The organism is Agrobacterium salinitolerans, assembly GCF_002008225.1.
GTDB classification, from domain to species: domain Bacteria; phylum Pseudomonadota; class Alphaproteobacteria; order Rhizobiales; family Rhizobiaceae; genus Agrobacterium; species Agrobacterium salinitolerans.
On record NZ_MRDH01000022.1, the window covers coordinates 66,665 to 83,254 of the forward strand.

The 16,590-nt window shown below is 61.0% G+C and carries 18 protein-coding genes; 11 read left to right on the forward strand and 7 right to left on the reverse strand.

Going from position 1 to position 16,590, the window contains the following annotated elements; translation table 11 throughout:
• Positions 1 to 63: 63 nt before the first annotated feature.
• The 5 genes from BS627_RS15160 to BS627_RS15185 form a co-directional block, all read right to left on the reverse strand.
• Positions 64 to 1,005 (reverse strand): sugar ABC transporter substrate-binding protein, encoded by a 942-nt coding sequence (locus BS627_RS15160; protein WP_077984134.1) that lies wholly within the window; start codon positions 1,003 to 1,005, stop codon positions 64 to 66.
• A gap of 278 nt (positions 1,006 to 1,283) precedes the next feature.
• Positions 1,284 to 2,312: a LacI family DNA-binding transcriptional regulator gene (locus BS627_RS15165; protein ID WP_077984015.1), complete on the reverse strand. Its 1,029-nt coding sequence runs from the start codon at positions 2,310 to 2,312 to the stop codon at positions 1,284 to 1,286.
• A 408-nt stretch (positions 2,313 to 2,720) separates the two neighbouring features.
• Complete coding sequence (pcaF, locus tag BS627_RS15175) at positions 2,721 to 3,926, reverse strand: 3-oxoadipyl-CoA thiolase (protein ID WP_077984017.1); 1,206 nt, start codon at positions 3,924 to 3,926, stop codon at positions 2,721 to 2,723.
• A gap of 10 nt (positions 3,927 to 3,936) precedes the next feature.
• A complete protein-coding gene (locus tag BS627_RS15180; protein WP_077984018.1) occupies positions 3,937 to 4,632 on the reverse strand; it encodes a CoA transferase subunit B in 696 nt (231 codons plus the stop codon).
• A complete protein-coding gene (locus BS627_RS15185) occupies positions 4,629 to 5,336 on the reverse strand; it encodes a 3-oxoacid CoA-transferase subunit A (protein WP_077984019.1) in 708 nt (235 codons plus the stop codon). Before BS627_RS15185 ends, BS627_RS15180 begins: the two co-directional genes overlap by 4 nt.
• 139 nt (positions 5,337 to 5,475) lie before the next feature.
• On the opposite strand from BS627_RS15185, the gene BS627_RS15190 reads away from it, so the two are divergent.
• Positions 5,476 to 6,237 (forward strand): IclR family transcriptional regulator, encoded by a 762-nt coding sequence (locus tag BS627_RS15190; protein ID WP_077984020.1) that lies wholly within the window; start codon positions 5,476 to 5,478, stop codon positions 6,235 to 6,237.
• Here BS627_RS15190 and BS627_RS15195 read toward each other — a convergent pair.
• Complete coding sequence (locus BS627_RS15195) at positions 6,207 to 7,130, reverse strand: helix-turn-helix domain-containing protein (RefSeq protein WP_077984021.1); 924 nt, start codon at positions 7,128 to 7,130, stop codon at positions 6,207 to 6,209. The genes BS627_RS15190 and BS627_RS15195 overlap by 31 nt on opposite strands.
• 116 nt (positions 7,131 to 7,246) lie before the next feature.
• Between BS627_RS15195 and pobA the strand changes: the two genes are divergently transcribed.
• Positions 7,247 to 8,419 (forward strand): 4-hydroxybenzoate 3-monooxygenase, encoded by a 1,173-nt coding sequence (pobA, locus tag BS627_RS15200; RefSeq protein WP_077984022.1) that lies wholly within the window; start codon positions 7,247 to 7,249, stop codon positions 8,417 to 8,419.
• Here the strand turns inward: pobA and pcaQ are convergent.
• On the reverse strand, positions 8,413 to 9,357 hold the full coding sequence (gene pcaQ, locus BS627_RS15205) for a pca operon transcription factor PcaQ (protein WP_077984023.1): 945 nt from the start codon (positions 9,355 to 9,357) through the stop codon (positions 8,413 to 8,415). The genes pobA and pcaQ overlap by 7 nt on opposite strands.
• A gap of 94 nt (positions 9,358 to 9,451) precedes the next feature.
• Here pcaQ and pcaD point away from each other — a divergent pair, with 94 nt between their 5' ends.
• From pcaD to BS627_RS15250, 9 genes are all read left to right on the forward strand, one after another.
• On the forward strand, positions 9,452 to 10,249 hold the full coding sequence (gene pcaD / locus BS627_RS15210; protein WP_077984135.1) for a 3-oxoadipate enol-lactonase: 798 nt from the start codon (positions 9,452 to 9,454) through the stop codon (positions 10,247 to 10,249).
• 3 nt (positions 10,250 to 10,252) lie between these two features.
• Positions 10,253 to 10,687 (forward strand): 4-carboxymuconolactone decarboxylase, encoded by a 435-nt coding sequence (gene pcaC, locus BS627_RS15215; RefSeq protein WP_077984024.1) that lies wholly within the window; start codon positions 10,253 to 10,255, stop codon positions 10,685 to 10,687.
• Positions 10,684 to 11,424 carry a protocatechuate 3,4-dioxygenase subunit beta gene (gene pcaH / locus BS627_RS15220; protein WP_077984025.1) on the forward strand — a complete coding sequence of 247 codons (741 nt, stop codon included), beginning with the start codon at positions 10,684 to 10,686 and terminating at the stop codon, positions 11,422 to 11,424. Before pcaC ends, pcaH begins: the two co-directional genes overlap by 4 nt.
• A gap of 2 nt (positions 11,425 to 11,426) precedes the next feature.
• Complete coding sequence (gene pcaG / locus BS627_RS15225; protein ID WP_077984026.1) at positions 11,427 to 12,047, forward strand: protocatechuate 3,4-dioxygenase subunit alpha; 621 nt, start codon at positions 11,427 to 11,429, stop codon at positions 12,045 to 12,047.
• A 68-nt stretch (positions 12,048 to 12,115) separates the two neighbouring features.
• A complete protein-coding gene (locus tag BS627_RS15230; RefSeq protein ID WP_077984027.1) occupies positions 12,116 to 13,177 on the forward strand; it encodes a 3-carboxy-cis,cis-muconate cycloisomerase in 1,062 nt (353 codons plus the stop codon).
• Between the two features lie 367 nt (positions 13,178 to 13,544).
• The gene (locus BS627_RS15235; RefSeq protein ID WP_077984028.1) at positions 13,545 to 14,213 is read left to right on the forward strand and encodes an amino acid ABC transporter permease; all 669 of its coding nucleotides are present in this window, start codon (positions 13,545 to 13,547) and stop codon (positions 14,211 to 14,213) included.
• A gap of 10 nt (positions 14,214 to 14,223) precedes the next feature.
• Positions 14,224 to 14,874: an amino acid ABC transporter permease gene (locus tag BS627_RS15240; protein WP_077984029.1), complete on the forward strand. Its 651-nt coding sequence runs from the start codon at positions 14,224 to 14,226 to the stop codon at positions 14,872 to 14,874.
• Between the two features lie 39 nt (positions 14,875 to 14,913).
• Positions 14,914 to 15,753, forward strand: coding sequence for a transporter substrate-binding domain-containing protein (locus BS627_RS15245; protein WP_077984030.1), 840 nt, complete (start codon positions 14,914 to 14,916; stop codon positions 15,751 to 15,753).
• Between the two features lie 13 nt (positions 15,754 to 15,766).
• A complete protein-coding gene (locus BS627_RS15250) occupies positions 15,767 to 16,528 on the forward strand; it encodes an amino acid ABC transporter ATP-binding protein (protein WP_077984031.1) in 762 nt (253 codons plus the stop codon).
• Positions 16,529 to 16,590 lie beyond the last annotated feature (62 nt).

Sequence of the window (16,590 nt, forward strand, 5' to 3'; positions counted from 1 at the left end):
GAATATCCTCCCCCCGCCTCCAGCGTCTTCGGTCTGTCACGTCGTTGTCAGGCCCGAACGATCTCAGTTCTTGGCCTGATAGTCCTTGAGGTTTGCGGGTGTGACCAGTTCGAAGGGTACGAAGACCTTCTTGTCGACCGCATCCCCCTTTGCCAGTTTCAGCGCCGCATCAACCGCGCCCTTGCCCTGGCCGGCGGCGTTCTGGAAAACGCTGACATCGAGCTCACCCGCCGCCATGGCGGCAAGCGCGTCCTGCGTGGCGTCGATGCCGGCGATGATGACGCTATCCATCGACCGACCTGCCGCCTTCAGCGACTGGATGGCGCCGATGGCCATTTCGTCATTGTTGGAAATGACCGCATCGAACTCCACGCCGGCCGAAAGCCAGTTGGTCATCAGGTCCGAGCCTTGAGTGCGCGACCAGTTGGCGGATTGTTCCTCGACAAGCTTCATGAAGCTACAATCGGGCGCCGCCACCACATCCTTGATATCCTGCGTGCGCATGCGCGCCGCCTGGTTGGAAAGCTCGCCCATCATCACCACCGCCTTCGCTTCCGTCTTGCCGGCCGCCTTCAGCAGGCGGCAGACTTCCTGTGTCTGCAGGGTGCCGGACTGCTTTTCATCGGAGGCAACGAAGGCCTGTTTTTCCGGCAGGCTGTCGAGGTTGACCGGCTGGCGGTTGACATAAACGAGCGGAATGCCGGCGGCAGCGGCCGCCTGGGAAAGCGCCACGGTCGCATCGGTATCCACCGGGTTGACGATGATGGCGTCGACGCCGGCGGCGACGAAGTTCTGCACCTGGCTCAACTGCTTGCCGACATCGTTCTGCGCATCCTCGATCTGCAGCGAAACGCCGCTCATGCCCTTGGAATAATCGATCATGCCGTTGCGCAGCACGGTCAGGAAATTATCGTCGAACAGGGCCATCGAAACGCCGATGGTTTCCGCCGAGGCGGTTGTCGCCAGCATGGTGGCGAGCGCTGCAATCGCGAAATGTCTTTTCATGTCGTTCTCCTCCAAAACCCTTGAAAAGAACCGGCTGCACGGTTCAGCGCCCATCGCGCCGCTACCGTTTTCCGGCAAAAAATACCCGTCGCCGCGAAGAGAAGTCCGCAGCCTGAAGCAATCCGAAACATCGTTATTATCGTGGATCAGCCTCCTGCCCGCTCCACACGCAGGCAAGATTTCCCAGTCCCGGCCCGGCGTCAACGGGTTAGCGGTAACCGAAACCATCAACGCTGATAGAAACAGACGAGGAATTTATGATAGAATCTATCAAACCCTCAAAGGCTTTCAGGAACCCACAGATGGGCGGGTACAAACCGCTGTCCCGGCGTTTCCGCCATGCCATGTTCGATGCTGTGGACCATGGTGGCGATGAGATCTGTGCATAATTCGCGAAGCGGCGTCTGGAATATGCCGCTGATACGCTTTTCCAGCAACGCCTGACGGGATTCGGGCGTCAGTTCATTCACAAGACAGACGATGGCCTCCTGCCGGTTTTCCTGCTGCAGGGCCTCGATGACGCCTTCCATGCCGCCGCCGATGCAATAGATGCCGACCAGATCCTTATGCTTGGCGATGGTGTCCATCACCAGCTCATAGGTCAGCCGCCGCGTTTCCAGCGTAATCAGTGCATCCATCACCTGGAATTCCGGCGAATATTCCCGCATATAGCTGCGAAAGCCGGTCTCGCGCAGCGAATGACCGTGAAAACGGTGGCCGCCGAGCAGCAAAAGCACCTTGCCCCTGCTGCGCGCCAGCCGCGAGATCATCCAGGCCGCCGTGCGTCCCACTTTCATATTGTTGGCGCCGAGATAAGCTTCCCGCACCCCCTGCGCGAAATCCGAAAGCAGCGAAAATGTCGGAATGCCCTTCGCCTTCAGTCCCTCGACGGCGGCGGTGACATCGTGATGGTCCGGCCCCGTGGCCGCTACGGCCTGCACGCGGCCCTTCATGCCCGTCAGAAGGGCCGCAAGCTCGCTCGGCTCGCCCGACTGGGCAAATTCAATGCGCAGATTGAGATGGCGATCCCGGACGTTGCGCACCGCAAGCTCCAGCTCATCGGCAAAGGTCTGGTAGAAGGCGTGCCGTTCCTTGCGCAGGATGATGCCGAGACTATAAGACGGCAGATCGGCCAGCATGCGCCGGCGAATGATGTTGGCTGCGTGAAAACCGATCTTCTCCGCCGCCTCGAACACCCGCCGCGCGGTTTCCTCCCGCACCGGCAGCCGGCCGTTCAGCACCCGGTCGACTGTGGCGACGCTGACGCCGGCGGCTGTCGCAACATTTGTGATGGTCGGACGTTTCATGCTGGCACCCGCATACGGAAAGATTCCTGTCATATCTCGCAAAACATGTCACGGATCGTGAAGTAATCCAACATGGGTGAAGGGATATGGCATCGAGTGCTTCATCGTAATCAGGCCAGAGCTACACCGCAGGGCCGACTTGCCTGGTCCAGTGCGCTCCTCCCCTCATCTCTGTGCTTGTCACAGAGATCCAGCCAGCCCAAGTCCTTGGGCTGAGAAGAGTCCTTTCGCCGCGCAGACGCGCGTCGGCCGGATTCCTGTGACAAGCACAGGACTGAGAAGGCCGGGATATGTCAGAGCGAGATAATCACCCAGCCGCCGAGTAGCCTGAATGACCACTGTCACACGTAAAGAAACTGCGGCAGCGGCATTCGCACCCTTTTCACGATGCAGAATGCCGCCAAACAATCAGACCCGCTCCAGTGCCACGGCAATACCCTGCCCGACGCCGATGCACATGGTGGCGAGCGCAAGACGTTTGCCGGTCAGCGAAAGTTCGAGCGCCGCCGTGCCGGCGATGCGGGCGCCGGACATGCCAAGCGGATGGCCAAGCGCGATCGCACCGCCATTGGCATTCACCCGCGCATCGTCATGCGCAATGCCGAGCTGGCGTAGCGTCGCGAGACCCTGGCTGGCGAAAGCCTCGTTCAGCTCGATCACGTCCAGCTGTTCCTGCTTCAGCCCGAGCCGGGCCAGCAGCTTTGCGGAGGCCGGCGCCGGGCCGATCCCCATGATCCGCGGCGGAACGCCGGCGGCGGCGCCGCCGAGAATGCGGGCAATCGGCGTCAGCCCGTATTTTCTCGCAGCTTTCGCCGATGCGACGATGAGTGCGGCAGCACCGTCATTGACGCCAGACGCATTGCCTGCCGTCACGGTCGCACCATCGCGTTTGTTAACCGGCTTCAGCTTCGCCAGCGCTTCAAGGCTTGTGGCCCGAGGATGCTCATCCTTCGATACCACCAGAGGATCGCCCTTGCGCTGCGGGATGGAGACGGACACGATTTCTCTGTCAAGACGACCATTGGCCTGCGCGTCAGCCGCCTTCTGCTGGCTGCGAACGGCGAAGGCGTCCTGATCCTCTCGGGAGACCTGATAGTCAATGGCGACGTTATCGCCAGTCTCCGGCATGGAATCGACGCCATATTGCGCCTTCATCAACGGGTTGATGAAACGCCAGCCAATGGTGGTGTCGTAGATTTCGGCATTGCGCGAAAAGGCGCTCTCCGCCTTGGGCAGCACGAACGGCGCGCGGCTCATGCTTTCCACGCCGCCGGCGATCATCAATTCCGCCTCGCCTGATTTCACGGCGCGGGCGGCTGTGATGAGGGCATCCATGCCCGAGCCGCACAGGCGGTTCATGGTCGTGCCGGTGATCGAGACCGGCAGGCCGGCCAGAAGCAGCGACATGCGTGCGACGTTGCGGTTATCCTCTCCCGCCTGGTTGGCGCAGCCGAAGATCACATCTTCGACCGCTTCCCAGTCGACGGACGGGTTGCGCTCGACGAGCGCCTTCAAGGGGATCGCACCGAGATCGTCGGCTCGCACCGAAGAAAGCGCGCCGCCGAAGCGGCCGATGGGCGTGCGGATATAGTCGCAGATGAATGCGTCGGTCATCGGTTTTTCCTCAAAGTTCCGGGGCGACGAGATCGGCAACCTCGCCATCGACCGCCAAAGGCGCGCCGGTCATGGCCTGAAGCGCTTCGAAGGTGATGCCCGGCAGCTTTTCGCGCAGCACGAAGCGGCCTTCAACGATGTCGATCACGGCGTGGCTGGTGTAGACACGGGTGATGCAGCCGACGCCGGTCAGCGGGAAGGAGCAGGCTTCCACCAGCTTCGGCTTGCCGTCCTTGGTCACATGTTCGGTGATGACGAAGACCTGCTTGGCGCCATGCACCAGATCCATCGCGCCGCCGACGGCCGGCACGCCCTTGGAGCCGACGCGCCAATTGGCGAGATCACCATTCTGCGCCACCTGATAGGCCCCGAGGATAGCCACATCCAGATGCCCGCCGCGCACCATGGCGAAGCTGTCGGCATGGTGGAAGAATGCCGCGCCCGGCTTCAGCGTCACGGCTTTCTTGCCGGCATTGATGAGGTTCCAGTCTTCTTCGCCTTCCGGCGGCGCCTCGCCGAAATTCAGGATGCCGTTTTCGGTATGGAAAATCGCCTGACGGCCGGGCGGCTGGTAACGCGCCACCATTTCGGGAAAGCCAATACCGAGATTGACATAAGCGCCGTCCTCGATGTCCTGCGCCGCGCGCCAGGCGATCTGGGCGTTGGAAAGCTTGATGTCTTCGCGGGTGTCGATGGTCGTGGTCATGCGTAGGCTACTCCGGCGCGAATGAGGACTTCTTCCTGTTGCGGATCGGGGATTTCGACGATGCCGTTCACGAAAATGCCTGGTGTGACGACATGCTCCGGATCGATCTCGCCGGCTTTGACGATCTTCGAGACCTGCGCGATGGTGGTCTTTGCCGCCATGCACATTAGCGGGTTAAAATTGCGGCCCGCCTTATTGTAGGTGAGGTTGCCATAGGTATCGCCAAGCTCCGCCTTAACGATAGCGAAATCCGCCTTCAGCCATCGCTCCTGCACGTATGAGCGACCGTCGAACTCCGCGATGACCTTGCCTTGCGCCAGTTCCGTGCCAAAGCCGGTCGGGGTGTAGAACGCCGGAATGCCAGCGCCGCCAGCGCGAATGCGCTCGGCAAGCGTGCCCTGCGGCACCAGTTCCAGCTCGATTTCGCCAGCCAGATACCGGTCGGTGAAAGCGCGCGGATCGGACGAGCGCGGGAAGGAGCAGATCATCTTTTTGACCATGCCGGCATCGATCATTGCGGCGATGCCGATGCGGCCATTGCCGGCATTGTTGTTGATGACCGTCAGGTTCTTTGGGCCCTTGTCGATCAGTGCGTGGATCAATTCGATAGGCGCGCCGGAGCCGCCGAAACCGCCGATCATGATCGTCGCACCATCGCCGATGCCGGCAAGCGCCTCTTTAGCGCTCTTAATTGTCTTGTCCATTCTCAAAACCTCCATCCAGCCGAGCGGATGGAACCCGCAAGGCTGCCTGACCGTGAGGTAAATCCGAAACCACCTCGACGGCAAGGATTTTGTGCGTTATATGATTTTTGTTCGTATATCGCACACACGGAGCTAGGACATGGCCGTCAGCGAAAGAGACATGATGGGTGGTCTTGCCAAGGGATTGCGGGTGATCGAGGCCTTCAGCGCCGAACGGCCGCGCCTGTCGATCTCTGACGCCGCCGAGATCGCCGGGCTGGACCGAGCCACGACGCGGCGTTGTTTGCTGACTCTTTCGGAGCTTGGCTATGCGGCCTATGACGGCAAGTTCTTCACCGTGACGCCGAAAGTCCTGCGGCTCGGCACCGGCTGTTTGGCCACCATGCCGCTTCCGAAGATCGTCCAGCCGCTGCTCGACCGATTGTCGGAGGAGATCGGCCAGAGCACCTCCGTTTCCATCCTGGACGAGACCGAAATCGTTTATGTGGCGCGTGCCGCTCAGCAGCGGGTGATGTCGATCGCGCTGATGCCGGGGTCGCGCCTGCCGGCCTATTGCACCTCCATGGGCCGGGTTCTGCTTTCGGCGCAGATGGCCGAGCGGCAGCGCGCCATTCTCGAGGCCTCCAGGCGGGTGGCACGCACGGAAAAGACGATCACCAGGTTGGACGCACTGCTCGCGGAAATCGAGGTCACCGGCCATCGCGGCTATGCGCTGATCGATCAGGAGGTCGAGATCGGCCTTCGCTCCATCGCCGTTCCGCTGAAAAGCGTGCGCGGCCAGACGGTTGCCGCCCTTAATGTCGGGCTTGCCGCCTCGGTCGCCTCGATGGAGGATCTGGTGGAGCGATATCTACCCGCCCTACTTGCCGTTCAGCGCGAACTGGCAAGAATGCTGGTCTGAAGCGGCACCTGCCGCGCGCCGGAATCCCCCATTTTCCGCTGCTCCGCCAGCCGCCAGGCACGCGGGGTCATGCCGGTCTCGCGCTTGAAGAACCGGTTGAAATAGGCCGGATCGGCAAAACCCAGCCCCTCGGCGATCATCTGCACGCTCGAAACGGTAAAGATCAGTTCCTGCTGGGCGATCTCGATCTGGCGTTTGGCGATCAGCCGCTGCAGGCTGAGGCCGGAAACGGAACGGACCAGACGATTAAGGTGGGTTTCGGAAACACCGAGCTTCCCGGCATAAAACCCGGCTTTCTGCGGCTCGCGGATATGACGGGCGATCAGCGACAGCAGCCGTTCAAAACGCTGCTCGGCCAAGCCTTCGCCGCTGGTTTCCAGAAGCGGCCGCGCCGCCCGTACAAGAAGCGTGACGACGGTGGCGAGCTGCCCTTCGATCATCGCGTCGCGACCGGTCTCGCGGGCCTCATATTCCGCGGATATCCGTTCAAACCCGCTGCGCAGGCAGTCTTTCTCGGCAAAATTCAGCAGGGGCACAAGCACCGGCTGCTGGAAATTCCGCAGCAACAGCGCCTGCACCGATGCAGGCAGCGCCCCGGGCAGCATGGTGACGATGACTCCGCCGATATCTCGGGAAAAACGGAAGCCATGTTCGAACCCCGGCGGCACGATGATGGCGACCGGCGGGCGGATCGGCTCGACACGACCGTCGAGCAACGCATCGCCCTCGCCACCGAAAATGTACAAGATTTGCAGAAAGGCGGAATGCCGGTGCAGACCGATTTCAAAGCGATGCAGGCTGCTTCGCGAAAAAAGCGTCTCGCAATGGAAGCGAAAATCGGTGCCTTGTATGGCTTCTTCGCCATAAAGCCCTTCACTGGCAGTCAACCGCATCTCACCACATTCCTTCGCATGATGGTCGGATTGTGCAATTTACCGGCCGGAAAGTCCATTGAGCTTTCCGCGTCCCCTCGTCAATTCTTGATAGGAGACAAGTTCGGGAGGAAACAATGCGTACACAGGTCGTCATCATCGGCTCCGGTCCCTCGGGGCTGCTGCTTGGCCAGCTTCTGGCGGGAGCCGGCGTCGAGACCGTCATTCTCGACCGGGTCAGCAAGGAGTACATTCTTGGCCGTGTCCGCGCCGGCGTGCTGGAAGAAGGCACGGTGCAACTCATGGAAAAGGTCGGCGCGGATAAGCGCCTGCACCGGGAAGGCCTCCCGCATGACGGTTTTTCGCTGACCTTCGGCGGCCGCGACCACCGCATCGATCTCTTCGACCTGACCGGCGGCAAACGCGTCATTGTTTATGGCCAGACCGAGGTGACCCATGACCTGATGGATAGACGCGAAGCGGCAAATCTTGTGACCATCTACGACGCCGGCAATGTCGAACCGCATGATTTCGATGGCGCAAGCCCCTATGTCACCTATCAGAAGGACGGCGTAACCCACCGTATCGATTGCGATTTCATCGCCGGTTGCGACGGCTTTCACGGGGTGAGCCGCAAGTCGGTGCCGCAGGGGGCGATCAAGGAATTCGAGAAGGTCTATCCTTTTGGCTGGCTCGGCATTCTCGCTGACGTGCCGCCGGTCAATCACGAACTCATCTATGCCAACCATCCTCGTGGTTTTGCGCTCTGTTCCATGCGCTCAAACACGCGCAGCCGTTATTATATTCAATGTTCGCTGGAGGACCGGCCGGAAGACTGGAGCGACCAGCGCTTCTTCGACGAAATCCGCCGCCGCCTGCCGGAAAACCATGCGGATGCCATGGTCACAGGCCCGTCCTTTGAAAAATCCATCGCGCCGCTCCGGTCATTCGTCTGTGAACCGATGCGGTTCGGAAGGATGTTTCTGGCCGGAGACGCCGCCCATATCGTGCCGCCGACGGGCGCCAAGGGCCTTAACCTTGCCGCCAGCGATGTTCATTATCTGAGCGAGGCGCTGATCGAATTTTATCGCGAGAAGTCCGAGGCCGGCATCGACGGCTATTCGCAGAAAGCGCTTTCCCGCGTCTGGAAGGCGGTGCGCTTTTCCTGGTGGATGACAACGATGATGCACCGCTTCCCCGATACCGGAGATTTTGGCCAGCGCATACAGGAGGCGGAGCTGGATTACCTGGTGCAATCGCGCGCCGCTTCCACCGCGCTTGCGGAGAATTATGTGGGGCTTCCTTACTGAGAGACAGCCTCCGGCCGACCATCCAGCAACTCGCCCGCCGCCTCGCGGATGGCCTGCATCAGCAACGACAGCGGCAGCGTGGGCTGCATATCGGCCCTCACCGTCAGCCCCACCGGGCCACTGGTATCGCCGGTCTCGACGGGCAGGATTGCGAGAATACCATCCGCCACATCGGCCGCCACCACGCCTTCCGAGATGATCCAGATCGCATCGCTGGTGCGCAGGAAGGCGCGGCCGAAGGCGTCGGACACGGTTTCGATGCGGATCGGCAGGGCCGGCACGCCGTTGGCGATCAGGAACTGCTCGACGACTGGGCCGATGACTGATTGGCGTGTCGGCATCAACACCGGATATTCATGCAGGTGATCGAACACGGAAAGGCCGGGTAAGAGCAGCGGATGGCCGGCGCGCACCACGAAGCGCACTTTTTCCGAATAGAGATGCTCGAAGGAAAAACCGGCCATTTTCTGCGGCGCGGCGAGACGCCCGACGACGAGATCGAGATCGCCGACACGCAGCTGCTCCAGCAGAACAGCATTTTCTCCCGTCACGATCTTCACCGGGCTGCCGGTCTTTTCCGCCAGAAATCCGGCCATCGCCTTCGGCATGATGCGAACAGACACCGTGGGCAGAGCGCCGACCCGCACCGGCGGACCGGCGCGCGCCGCCTCCTGCGATACCGAATCGACCGCCTGGCGCAACGCCGTCATCGTCGCGCCCGCGTGGCGCAGGAACACCTCGCCATAACGGCTGATGCGGATGCCGCGCCCCTCCCGGTCGAACAGCGAGACGCCGAGAATCTCTTCCAGTTCACGGATCGTTTTCGTTACCGCCGGCTGGCTGACATGCAGGATCTCCGCGGCCCGGATGACGCTTTTTTGCCGCGCCACCTCCACGAAAGTCTGCAGGTGGCGGAACTTGATACGCTGATCGACCATCGCTCATATAATCCAGTGGTTATGATTTTCATCGATAATGTCATTTTACTTAACCGGAACCCGCTTGCAATATCCCCGGCAGGAGGAGCACATCATGCATTTTCTGCGCTGCGGCGAGACGGTGATCCATTATCACGTCAAGGGATTGGACACAGGCAAGCCGGTCGTCGCCTTCATCAATTCGCTCGGCACGGATTTCCGCATATGGGATGCGGTGATTGAAGCGCTTGGCGATGATTATGCCTATGTGCTGCACGACAAGCGCGGCCATGGGCTTTCCGATGTCGGGCAGCCGCCCTATTCCATCGACGATCACGCCGGCGATCTGATCGCACTCCTCGATCATCTTGGCGTGAAGAGCGCGATCATCTGGGGCCTGTCGGTCGGCGGCCTGATTGCGCAGGGGATTTATGCCCGCCGTCCCGATCTGGTGCGCGCGCTCATACTCAGCAACACCGCACACAGGATCGGCACGGCCGAGATGTGGAACGCCCGCATCGACAAGATCGCCGCAGACGGCCTCGTCTCGCTGGTCGATCCCGTCATGGAGCGTTGGTTTACACCCGCCTTCCGTCAGCCTGACAACGCCGTCTATGCAGGCGCGCGCAATATGCTTTCGCAACAGCCGGAGGCCGGTTACAGCGGCACGTGTGCGGCCATCCGCGATGCGGATTTTACCGAAGAGGCCGGGCGCATCGCCGTGCCGACGCTTTGTGTCGCGGGCGATCAGGATGGCTCTACCCCGCCGGAACTGGTGCAATCGCTGGCCGGTCTCATTCCCCCAAGCCGCTTCGTCACCATTGCCGGCTGCGGCCATATTCCCTGCCTCGAACAGCCGCTCGTTTACGCACAGGCGGCAGGCATTTTTCTCAATACCTTGCCGGAGCATTGACCGATGGCGGACCATATCGACAAGAACGCAAGATTTGAACAGGGCATGAAGACCCGCCGCTCCGTACTCGGCGACGCCCATGTGGACCGGGCGCAGACCATGACGTCCGGTTTCGACCAGCCTTTCCAGCAGCTCATCACCGAAGCCGCCTGGGGAACGGTCTGGTCCGGCAACCACTGGACGAAGCGGGAGCGCTCGATGGTGACCATCGCCCTGCTCGCCGCCCTCGGGCAGGACGAGGAGCTGGCCATGCATGTGCGCGCCACCGCCAATACCGGCGCCACCGAAGCGGATATTCGCGAGGCACTGCTGCATGTGGCGATCTATGCCGGCGTGCCCGCCGCCAACCACGCCTTCAAGATCGCCAAGCTTGCCCTGGCCGGTATGAAGGCCGATAGTTCCGCTGATAATTCTGGCGATGGGGAGGAGACGAAATGAGCAACCAACCGCCCGAAACCGGGCCCTTCTTCGCGCGCAACCGCGATATTCATCCGCTCGCCTATGCGCCCGGCTACAAGACCTCGATCCTGCGCTCGCCGCAGCGCGCCCTGATTTCGCTTGAGGGCACCAAAAGCGAGATCACCGGCCCCGTTTTCGGCCATGGCATGCTCAACCCGCTGGATAACGACCTCATCCTCAACTATGCCCGCCCCGGCGAAATGCCTGTTGGCCCGCGCATTCTGGTCCACGGCCGGGTGCTGGACGAACGCGGCCGCGGCGTGGACGGCGCACTGGTGGAATTCTGGCAGGCCAATGCCGGCGGCCGTTACCGCCACAAAAAGGAAAGTTACCTCGCCGCCATCGATCCGAATTTTGGCGGCGTCGGCCGCACGATCACGGATGAAAACGGCTATTACTGGTTCAAGACCATCCAGCCCGGGGCTTATCCCTGGCCGAACGGCGTCAATGACTGGCGGCCGGCCCATATTCACTTCTCAGTCTTCGGCCACGGCTTTGCCCAGCGGCTGATTACCCAGATGTATTTCGAAGGCGATCCGCTGATCTGGAAATGTCCGATCGTGAAGACCATCCCCGATGAGGACGCGATCAAACGCCTGATCGCCCCGCTGGACATGAATGCGACGCTGCCGATGGACATGCTCGCCTACAAGTTCGATATCGTCCTGCGCGGCCGCCGCTCGACCCTTTTCGAAAACCGCATGGAGGGAAACTGACCATGGTTCAGCCGCTCAGCTATCTCAAGGAAACCGCCTCGCAGACGGCAGGCCCTTACGTGCATATCGGCTGCACGCCGAATTTCGTCGGCATTGAGGGCGTGTTCGAGCGGGATCTCGGTTCAGGTCCGCTTTATAACGACAAGGCCCGCGGCGAACGCATCAGCGTGCGCGGCACTGTCTATGACGGTGCGGGAATGGCGCTGAAGGACGCGCTGATCGAAATCTGGCAGGCCGATTGCGACGGTTATTACAACAGCCCCAGCGAAACGCGGGGCAAGGCCGATCCGAATTTCATCGGCTGGGGCCGTTCGCCCGGCGACATGGATACGGGCGAATTCGTCTTCGAGACGATCAAGCCTGGTACAGTGCCCTTCCGCGATGGCCGGCCGATGGCGCCGCACATCACCTTCTGGATCGTCGCCCGCGGCATCAATATAGGCCTGCAGACCCGCATGTATTTCCCGGAAGAACAGGAGGCCAATGCCGCCGACCCGGTTCTTGCCCGCATCGAGCAAAAAAGCCGCATCGCCACGCTTGTCGCCAAAAAGGAAGAAGGCAACGTTTATCGCTTCGATATCCGTCTTCAGGGCGAAGGCGAAACCGTGTTTTTCGATATCTGACGCATATCGCGCTAAGGTGTGCAGCGGTTTTGCGACGACGATATGCGCAAAAGAAAGCGAGACGGAAGATGAGCCTTTCCCCCTTCGAGCATCCGTTTCTGTCAGGCCTCTTCGGCGACAGTGAAATCGTCGAGCTGTTTTCGGCAAGAGCGGATATCGACGCCATGGTCCGTTTCGAGGCGGGGCTGGCGCAGGCGGAAGCACAGGCCGGCATTATCCCCGAGGAGGCGGCAGAAGAAATCGTTTCGCGGCTTTCGGACTTTGCCGCCGATATGACCGCGCTTCGCCATGGCGTCGCGAAGGACGGCGTCGTGGTTCCCGAACTCATCCGGCAGATGCGCGCGTCAGTCGGCGGCAAGGCGGCCGACAGGGTGCATTTCGGCGCCACCAGCCAGGATGTCATCGACACCAGCCTGATGCTGCGGCTGAAGGCTGCGGCGGAAATCATCACGGCCCGCCTCGGCCACCTCATCGATGCGCTGGGAGACCTTGCCTCCCGCGACGGCCGCAACCCGCTGACGGGCTATACCCGTATGCAGGCCGCCATCGGCATCACCGTCGCCGCCCGGGCGGCGAGCTGGACTGCGCCGCTTGAACGCCATCTGCTGCGGCTCGAAACATTCGCACAGAGCGGCTTCGTCCTGCAATTCGGCGGGGCTGCCGGCACGCTGGAAAAGCTTGGCGACAATGCCGCAGCGGTGCGTGCCGATCTCGCAAAACGGCTCGGCCTTGCCGACAGGCCGCAATGGCAGAGCCAGCGCGACGGCATCGTCGAATTCGCCAATCTGCTCTCGCTGATCACCGGCGCGCTCGGCAAGTTCGGGCAGGATATCGCGCTGATGGCCGAGCTCGGTGCGGAGATCCGCCTTTCCGGCGGCGGCGGCTCCTCGGCCATGCCGCACAAACAGAACCCGGTCAATGCCGAAACGCTGGTGGCACTGGCCCGCTTCAATGCCGTGCAAATCTCGGCGTTGCACCAGTCGCTTGTCCATGAACAGGAAAGGTCGGGCGCGGGCTGGATGCTGGAATGGATGACACTGCCACAAATGGTGACGGCAACAGGGACGTCCCTGCTGATCGCCGAACGCCTCGCAGGACAGATAGACAGGCTGGGCGCGAAAGACGGCTAACCGGAAGACCGTCGAGTTCTTGATTAAATCAGCTTTCCCGGCACCTCCCGCCACCTCATTGGCGGCAGGATTTTCGCGCGTTGAAACCGCTTGGGTCTTTGCACATTAGCCATTGATAACAAAAGATTTTCTTAAAAATATCGAATGTAGAAAAAACAGCTTTTTAGCTGCTTTTTGACCGGGTGTAGCGCTTGACATAAAAATGAACTAACTGGTACAAACAATCATGTTGAAGTCATGCCGCAGGTGAGGAAAAGAACCTTCTGGACATGGTCAGACGAATGGAGGGCTTTGGCGCCGTAAGGTTCCCAAAGCGATAAGGACACGGCGAAACGCCTGTCCGGACCCGAACGGGTTGGGAGGAAGAATGTCTTACAGTCTCGATTTTTCGGCGGTCATAGACCGCCTGCCCGAGCTGCTTTTAGCCTGTCTGGCGACGATCGGCCTTGCGATTGCCGGCATGTCGCTCGCCACCGTCATCGGCGTTCTGGGCGTCGTCGCCCGCCGCTCGCGCTTCAAGCTGCTGCGCGGCCTCGTCATCGGCTTTGTGGAAGCCATTCGCAACACACCGTTTCTGGTGCAGATATTCTTCATCTTCTTCGCCCTGCCGCAGATTGGTATCAAGCTCAACCCGACGGTGACGGCCATCATCGCGCTGGCTCTCAACGGCGGCGCCTATGCGATAGAAATCATTCGTGGCGGCGTGGATTCCATTCCCAAGGGGCAGGTGGAGGCGGGGCTTGCGCTCGGCCTTCACCGCGCGCAGATCTTCCGGCACATCATCCTGAAGCCGGCGCTGCGGGCGGTCTATCCCTCGCTTACCAGCCAGTTCATCATGTTGACGCTGACCACCTCGGTCTGCACCTCGATCGCCGCTTACGAGCTGACCTCGGTGGCGCAGAAGATCGAGGCCGATACCTTCCGGTCCTTCGAGGTCTATTTCTCGATCACGCTGCTTTATCTCATCATTTCCTCGCTGATGATGGGCATTTTCTCGCTCATCTCCCGCACATCCTTCAGCTATCCGGTCAAGTGAGGAGAAGACAATGGCATCCATCGGTCCCAACGAATTCTTCTTCCTGCTGCAAGGCCTGAAATGGACGCTTGCGCTGACCATCATCGGTTTTATCGGCGGCGGCGTCTTCGGCCTTTGTGTGGCGCTTGCCCGCGTCGCGGACAGCCCGGCGATCCAGAGGGCGAGCACGGCATTCATCGCCGTTTTCCAGGGCACGCCGCTCCTGATGCAGCTTTTTGTGGTCTATTACGGCGTGGCGCTTGCGGGCCTCAATGTCGATGCCTGGGTCGCGGTCGCCATTGCTTTTACGCTGCATGCCAGCGCCTTCCTTGGCGAAATATGGCGCGGCGGCATCCAGGCGGTGCCGAAAGGCCAGACGGAGGCCGCCAATGCGCTCGGCCTGCACTATATCTCGCGCATGAAGGACGTAGTTCTGCCGCAGGCCTTCAAGATTTCGCTGCCCGCCACCATCGGTTTCCTCGTGCAGCTCATCAAGGGCACTTCGCTTGCGGCCATTGTTGGCTTCGTCGAGCTATCGCGCGCCGGCCAGATCGTCTCCAACCAGACGTTCCGCCCGCTCACCGTCTTCGCCATCGTCGGCATCATGTATTTCCTGATCTGCTGGCCGCTTTCCCTGTGGGGCGCCAGCGTTGAAAAGCGGCTGCAGACCGCAACCCGCTAAGTCTCGAAAACTCATCAGCTTTGTAAGGAGGAGCAAAAGATGAAAACCACCAGCATGAAATTCTCTCGTCGCGCCCTGCTCGCGCTTGCCGCGGCAACGGTTGCCCTGCCCTTCATCGCACCGGTCGATGCTTTCGCCGGTACGGTGGAAGAGGCCAAGGCCAAGGGCAAGGTCGTCATCGGCATTCAGGGCGACAACTCACCGTGGGGCTTCGTTAATTCAAGCGGCGTGCAGGACGGCCTCGATGCCGATATCGGCAAGGCCTTTGCCGATTATCTCGGGGTCAAGGTTGAGTTCGTACCGCTCGCCGTGGCAAACCGCATTCCGGCCCTTCTGACCGGCAAGGTCGACCTGCTATTCGCAACCATGGGCATGACGGCCGAACGCGCCAAGACCATTCAATATTCTAAGCCCTATGCCGGCAACGTGCTCTCGGTCTATGGCCCGAAGGACAAGAAGATCACCGGCTATGACGATCTGACGGGCATCGCCGTCGGCGTGCCGAAGTCGAGCGCCATGGACACCTCGATCACCGCAGGCGCCGGCTCCAAGGCCAATATCCTGCGCTTCGACGATGACGCCGCCAATATTCAGGCGCTGATTTCCGGCCAGGTCGAGGCCGTCGGCGGCAACCAGTTCTACGGCGACCGCCTGAACAAGGCTGCCGAAGGCAAATACGAACCGAAATTCGACCTGACGACGCTCTACAACGGCGCCGGCACCCGGCCCGGCGAAAAGGACTGGAACGAAACCGTCAACGCCTTCCTCGACAAGATCAAGTCCGACGGCCAGCTCGCCAATATCTATGACAAGTGGATGAAGCGCGAAGTCCCGGCCTTCCCGGACAGCCTGCCCGACATCCCCTTCACCGTGAAGTAAGCAGGAGATTTCCATGCCGCAATCCGCCGCCGCACAGGTTCCGCTGATAGCCCTCGAAGGGGTTGGAAAGTGGTATGGAGCCTTTCATGCGCTTAAAGACGTCAACATGACGGTTCGCAAGGGCGAAAAAATCGTTCTTTGCGGGCCGTCCGGTTCGGGCAAATCCACGCTCATCCGTTGCATCAACCATCTGGAAGAAATCCAGGAGGGCAAGATCACGGTCGAGGGAACGATGCTGTCCGATTCCAGCCGGGCCATCGATGCGGTTCGCCGCGAAGTGGGCATGGTGTTTCAGAGCTTCAATCTCTTCCCGCACAAGACCATCATGGAAAACTGCACGCTCGCGCCCATGCGGGTGAAGGGCCTGTCGAAAGCCGATGCGGAGGCGACGGCGCGCAAATATCTGGAGCGCGTGCGCATTCTCAACCAGGCAGACAAGTACCCGGCCCAGCTTTCCGGCGGCCAGCAACAGCGCGCGGCGATTGCCCGGGCGCTGTGCATGGAGCCGAAGGCGATGCTGTTCGATGAGCCGACTTCGGCTCTCGACCCTGAAATGGTGAAGGAAGTCCTCGACACCATGATCGGCCTTGCCCGTGACGGCATGACGATGATCTGCGTCACCCATGAAATGGGTTTCGCACGGCAGGTGGCCGACCGGGTGATCTTCATGTCGGAAGGCGAGATCATCGAGGAAGGCCCGCCGGAGGAATTCTTCCGCGATCCCAAGCAACAGCGCACGCGCACGTTCCTCGGTGAAATTCTCGCCCATCACTGAGGTTCGCGCGCTCTTAAGGCGGGCGGGGATAATCCCGCCTCTCCCACACCGTCCGATGAGCG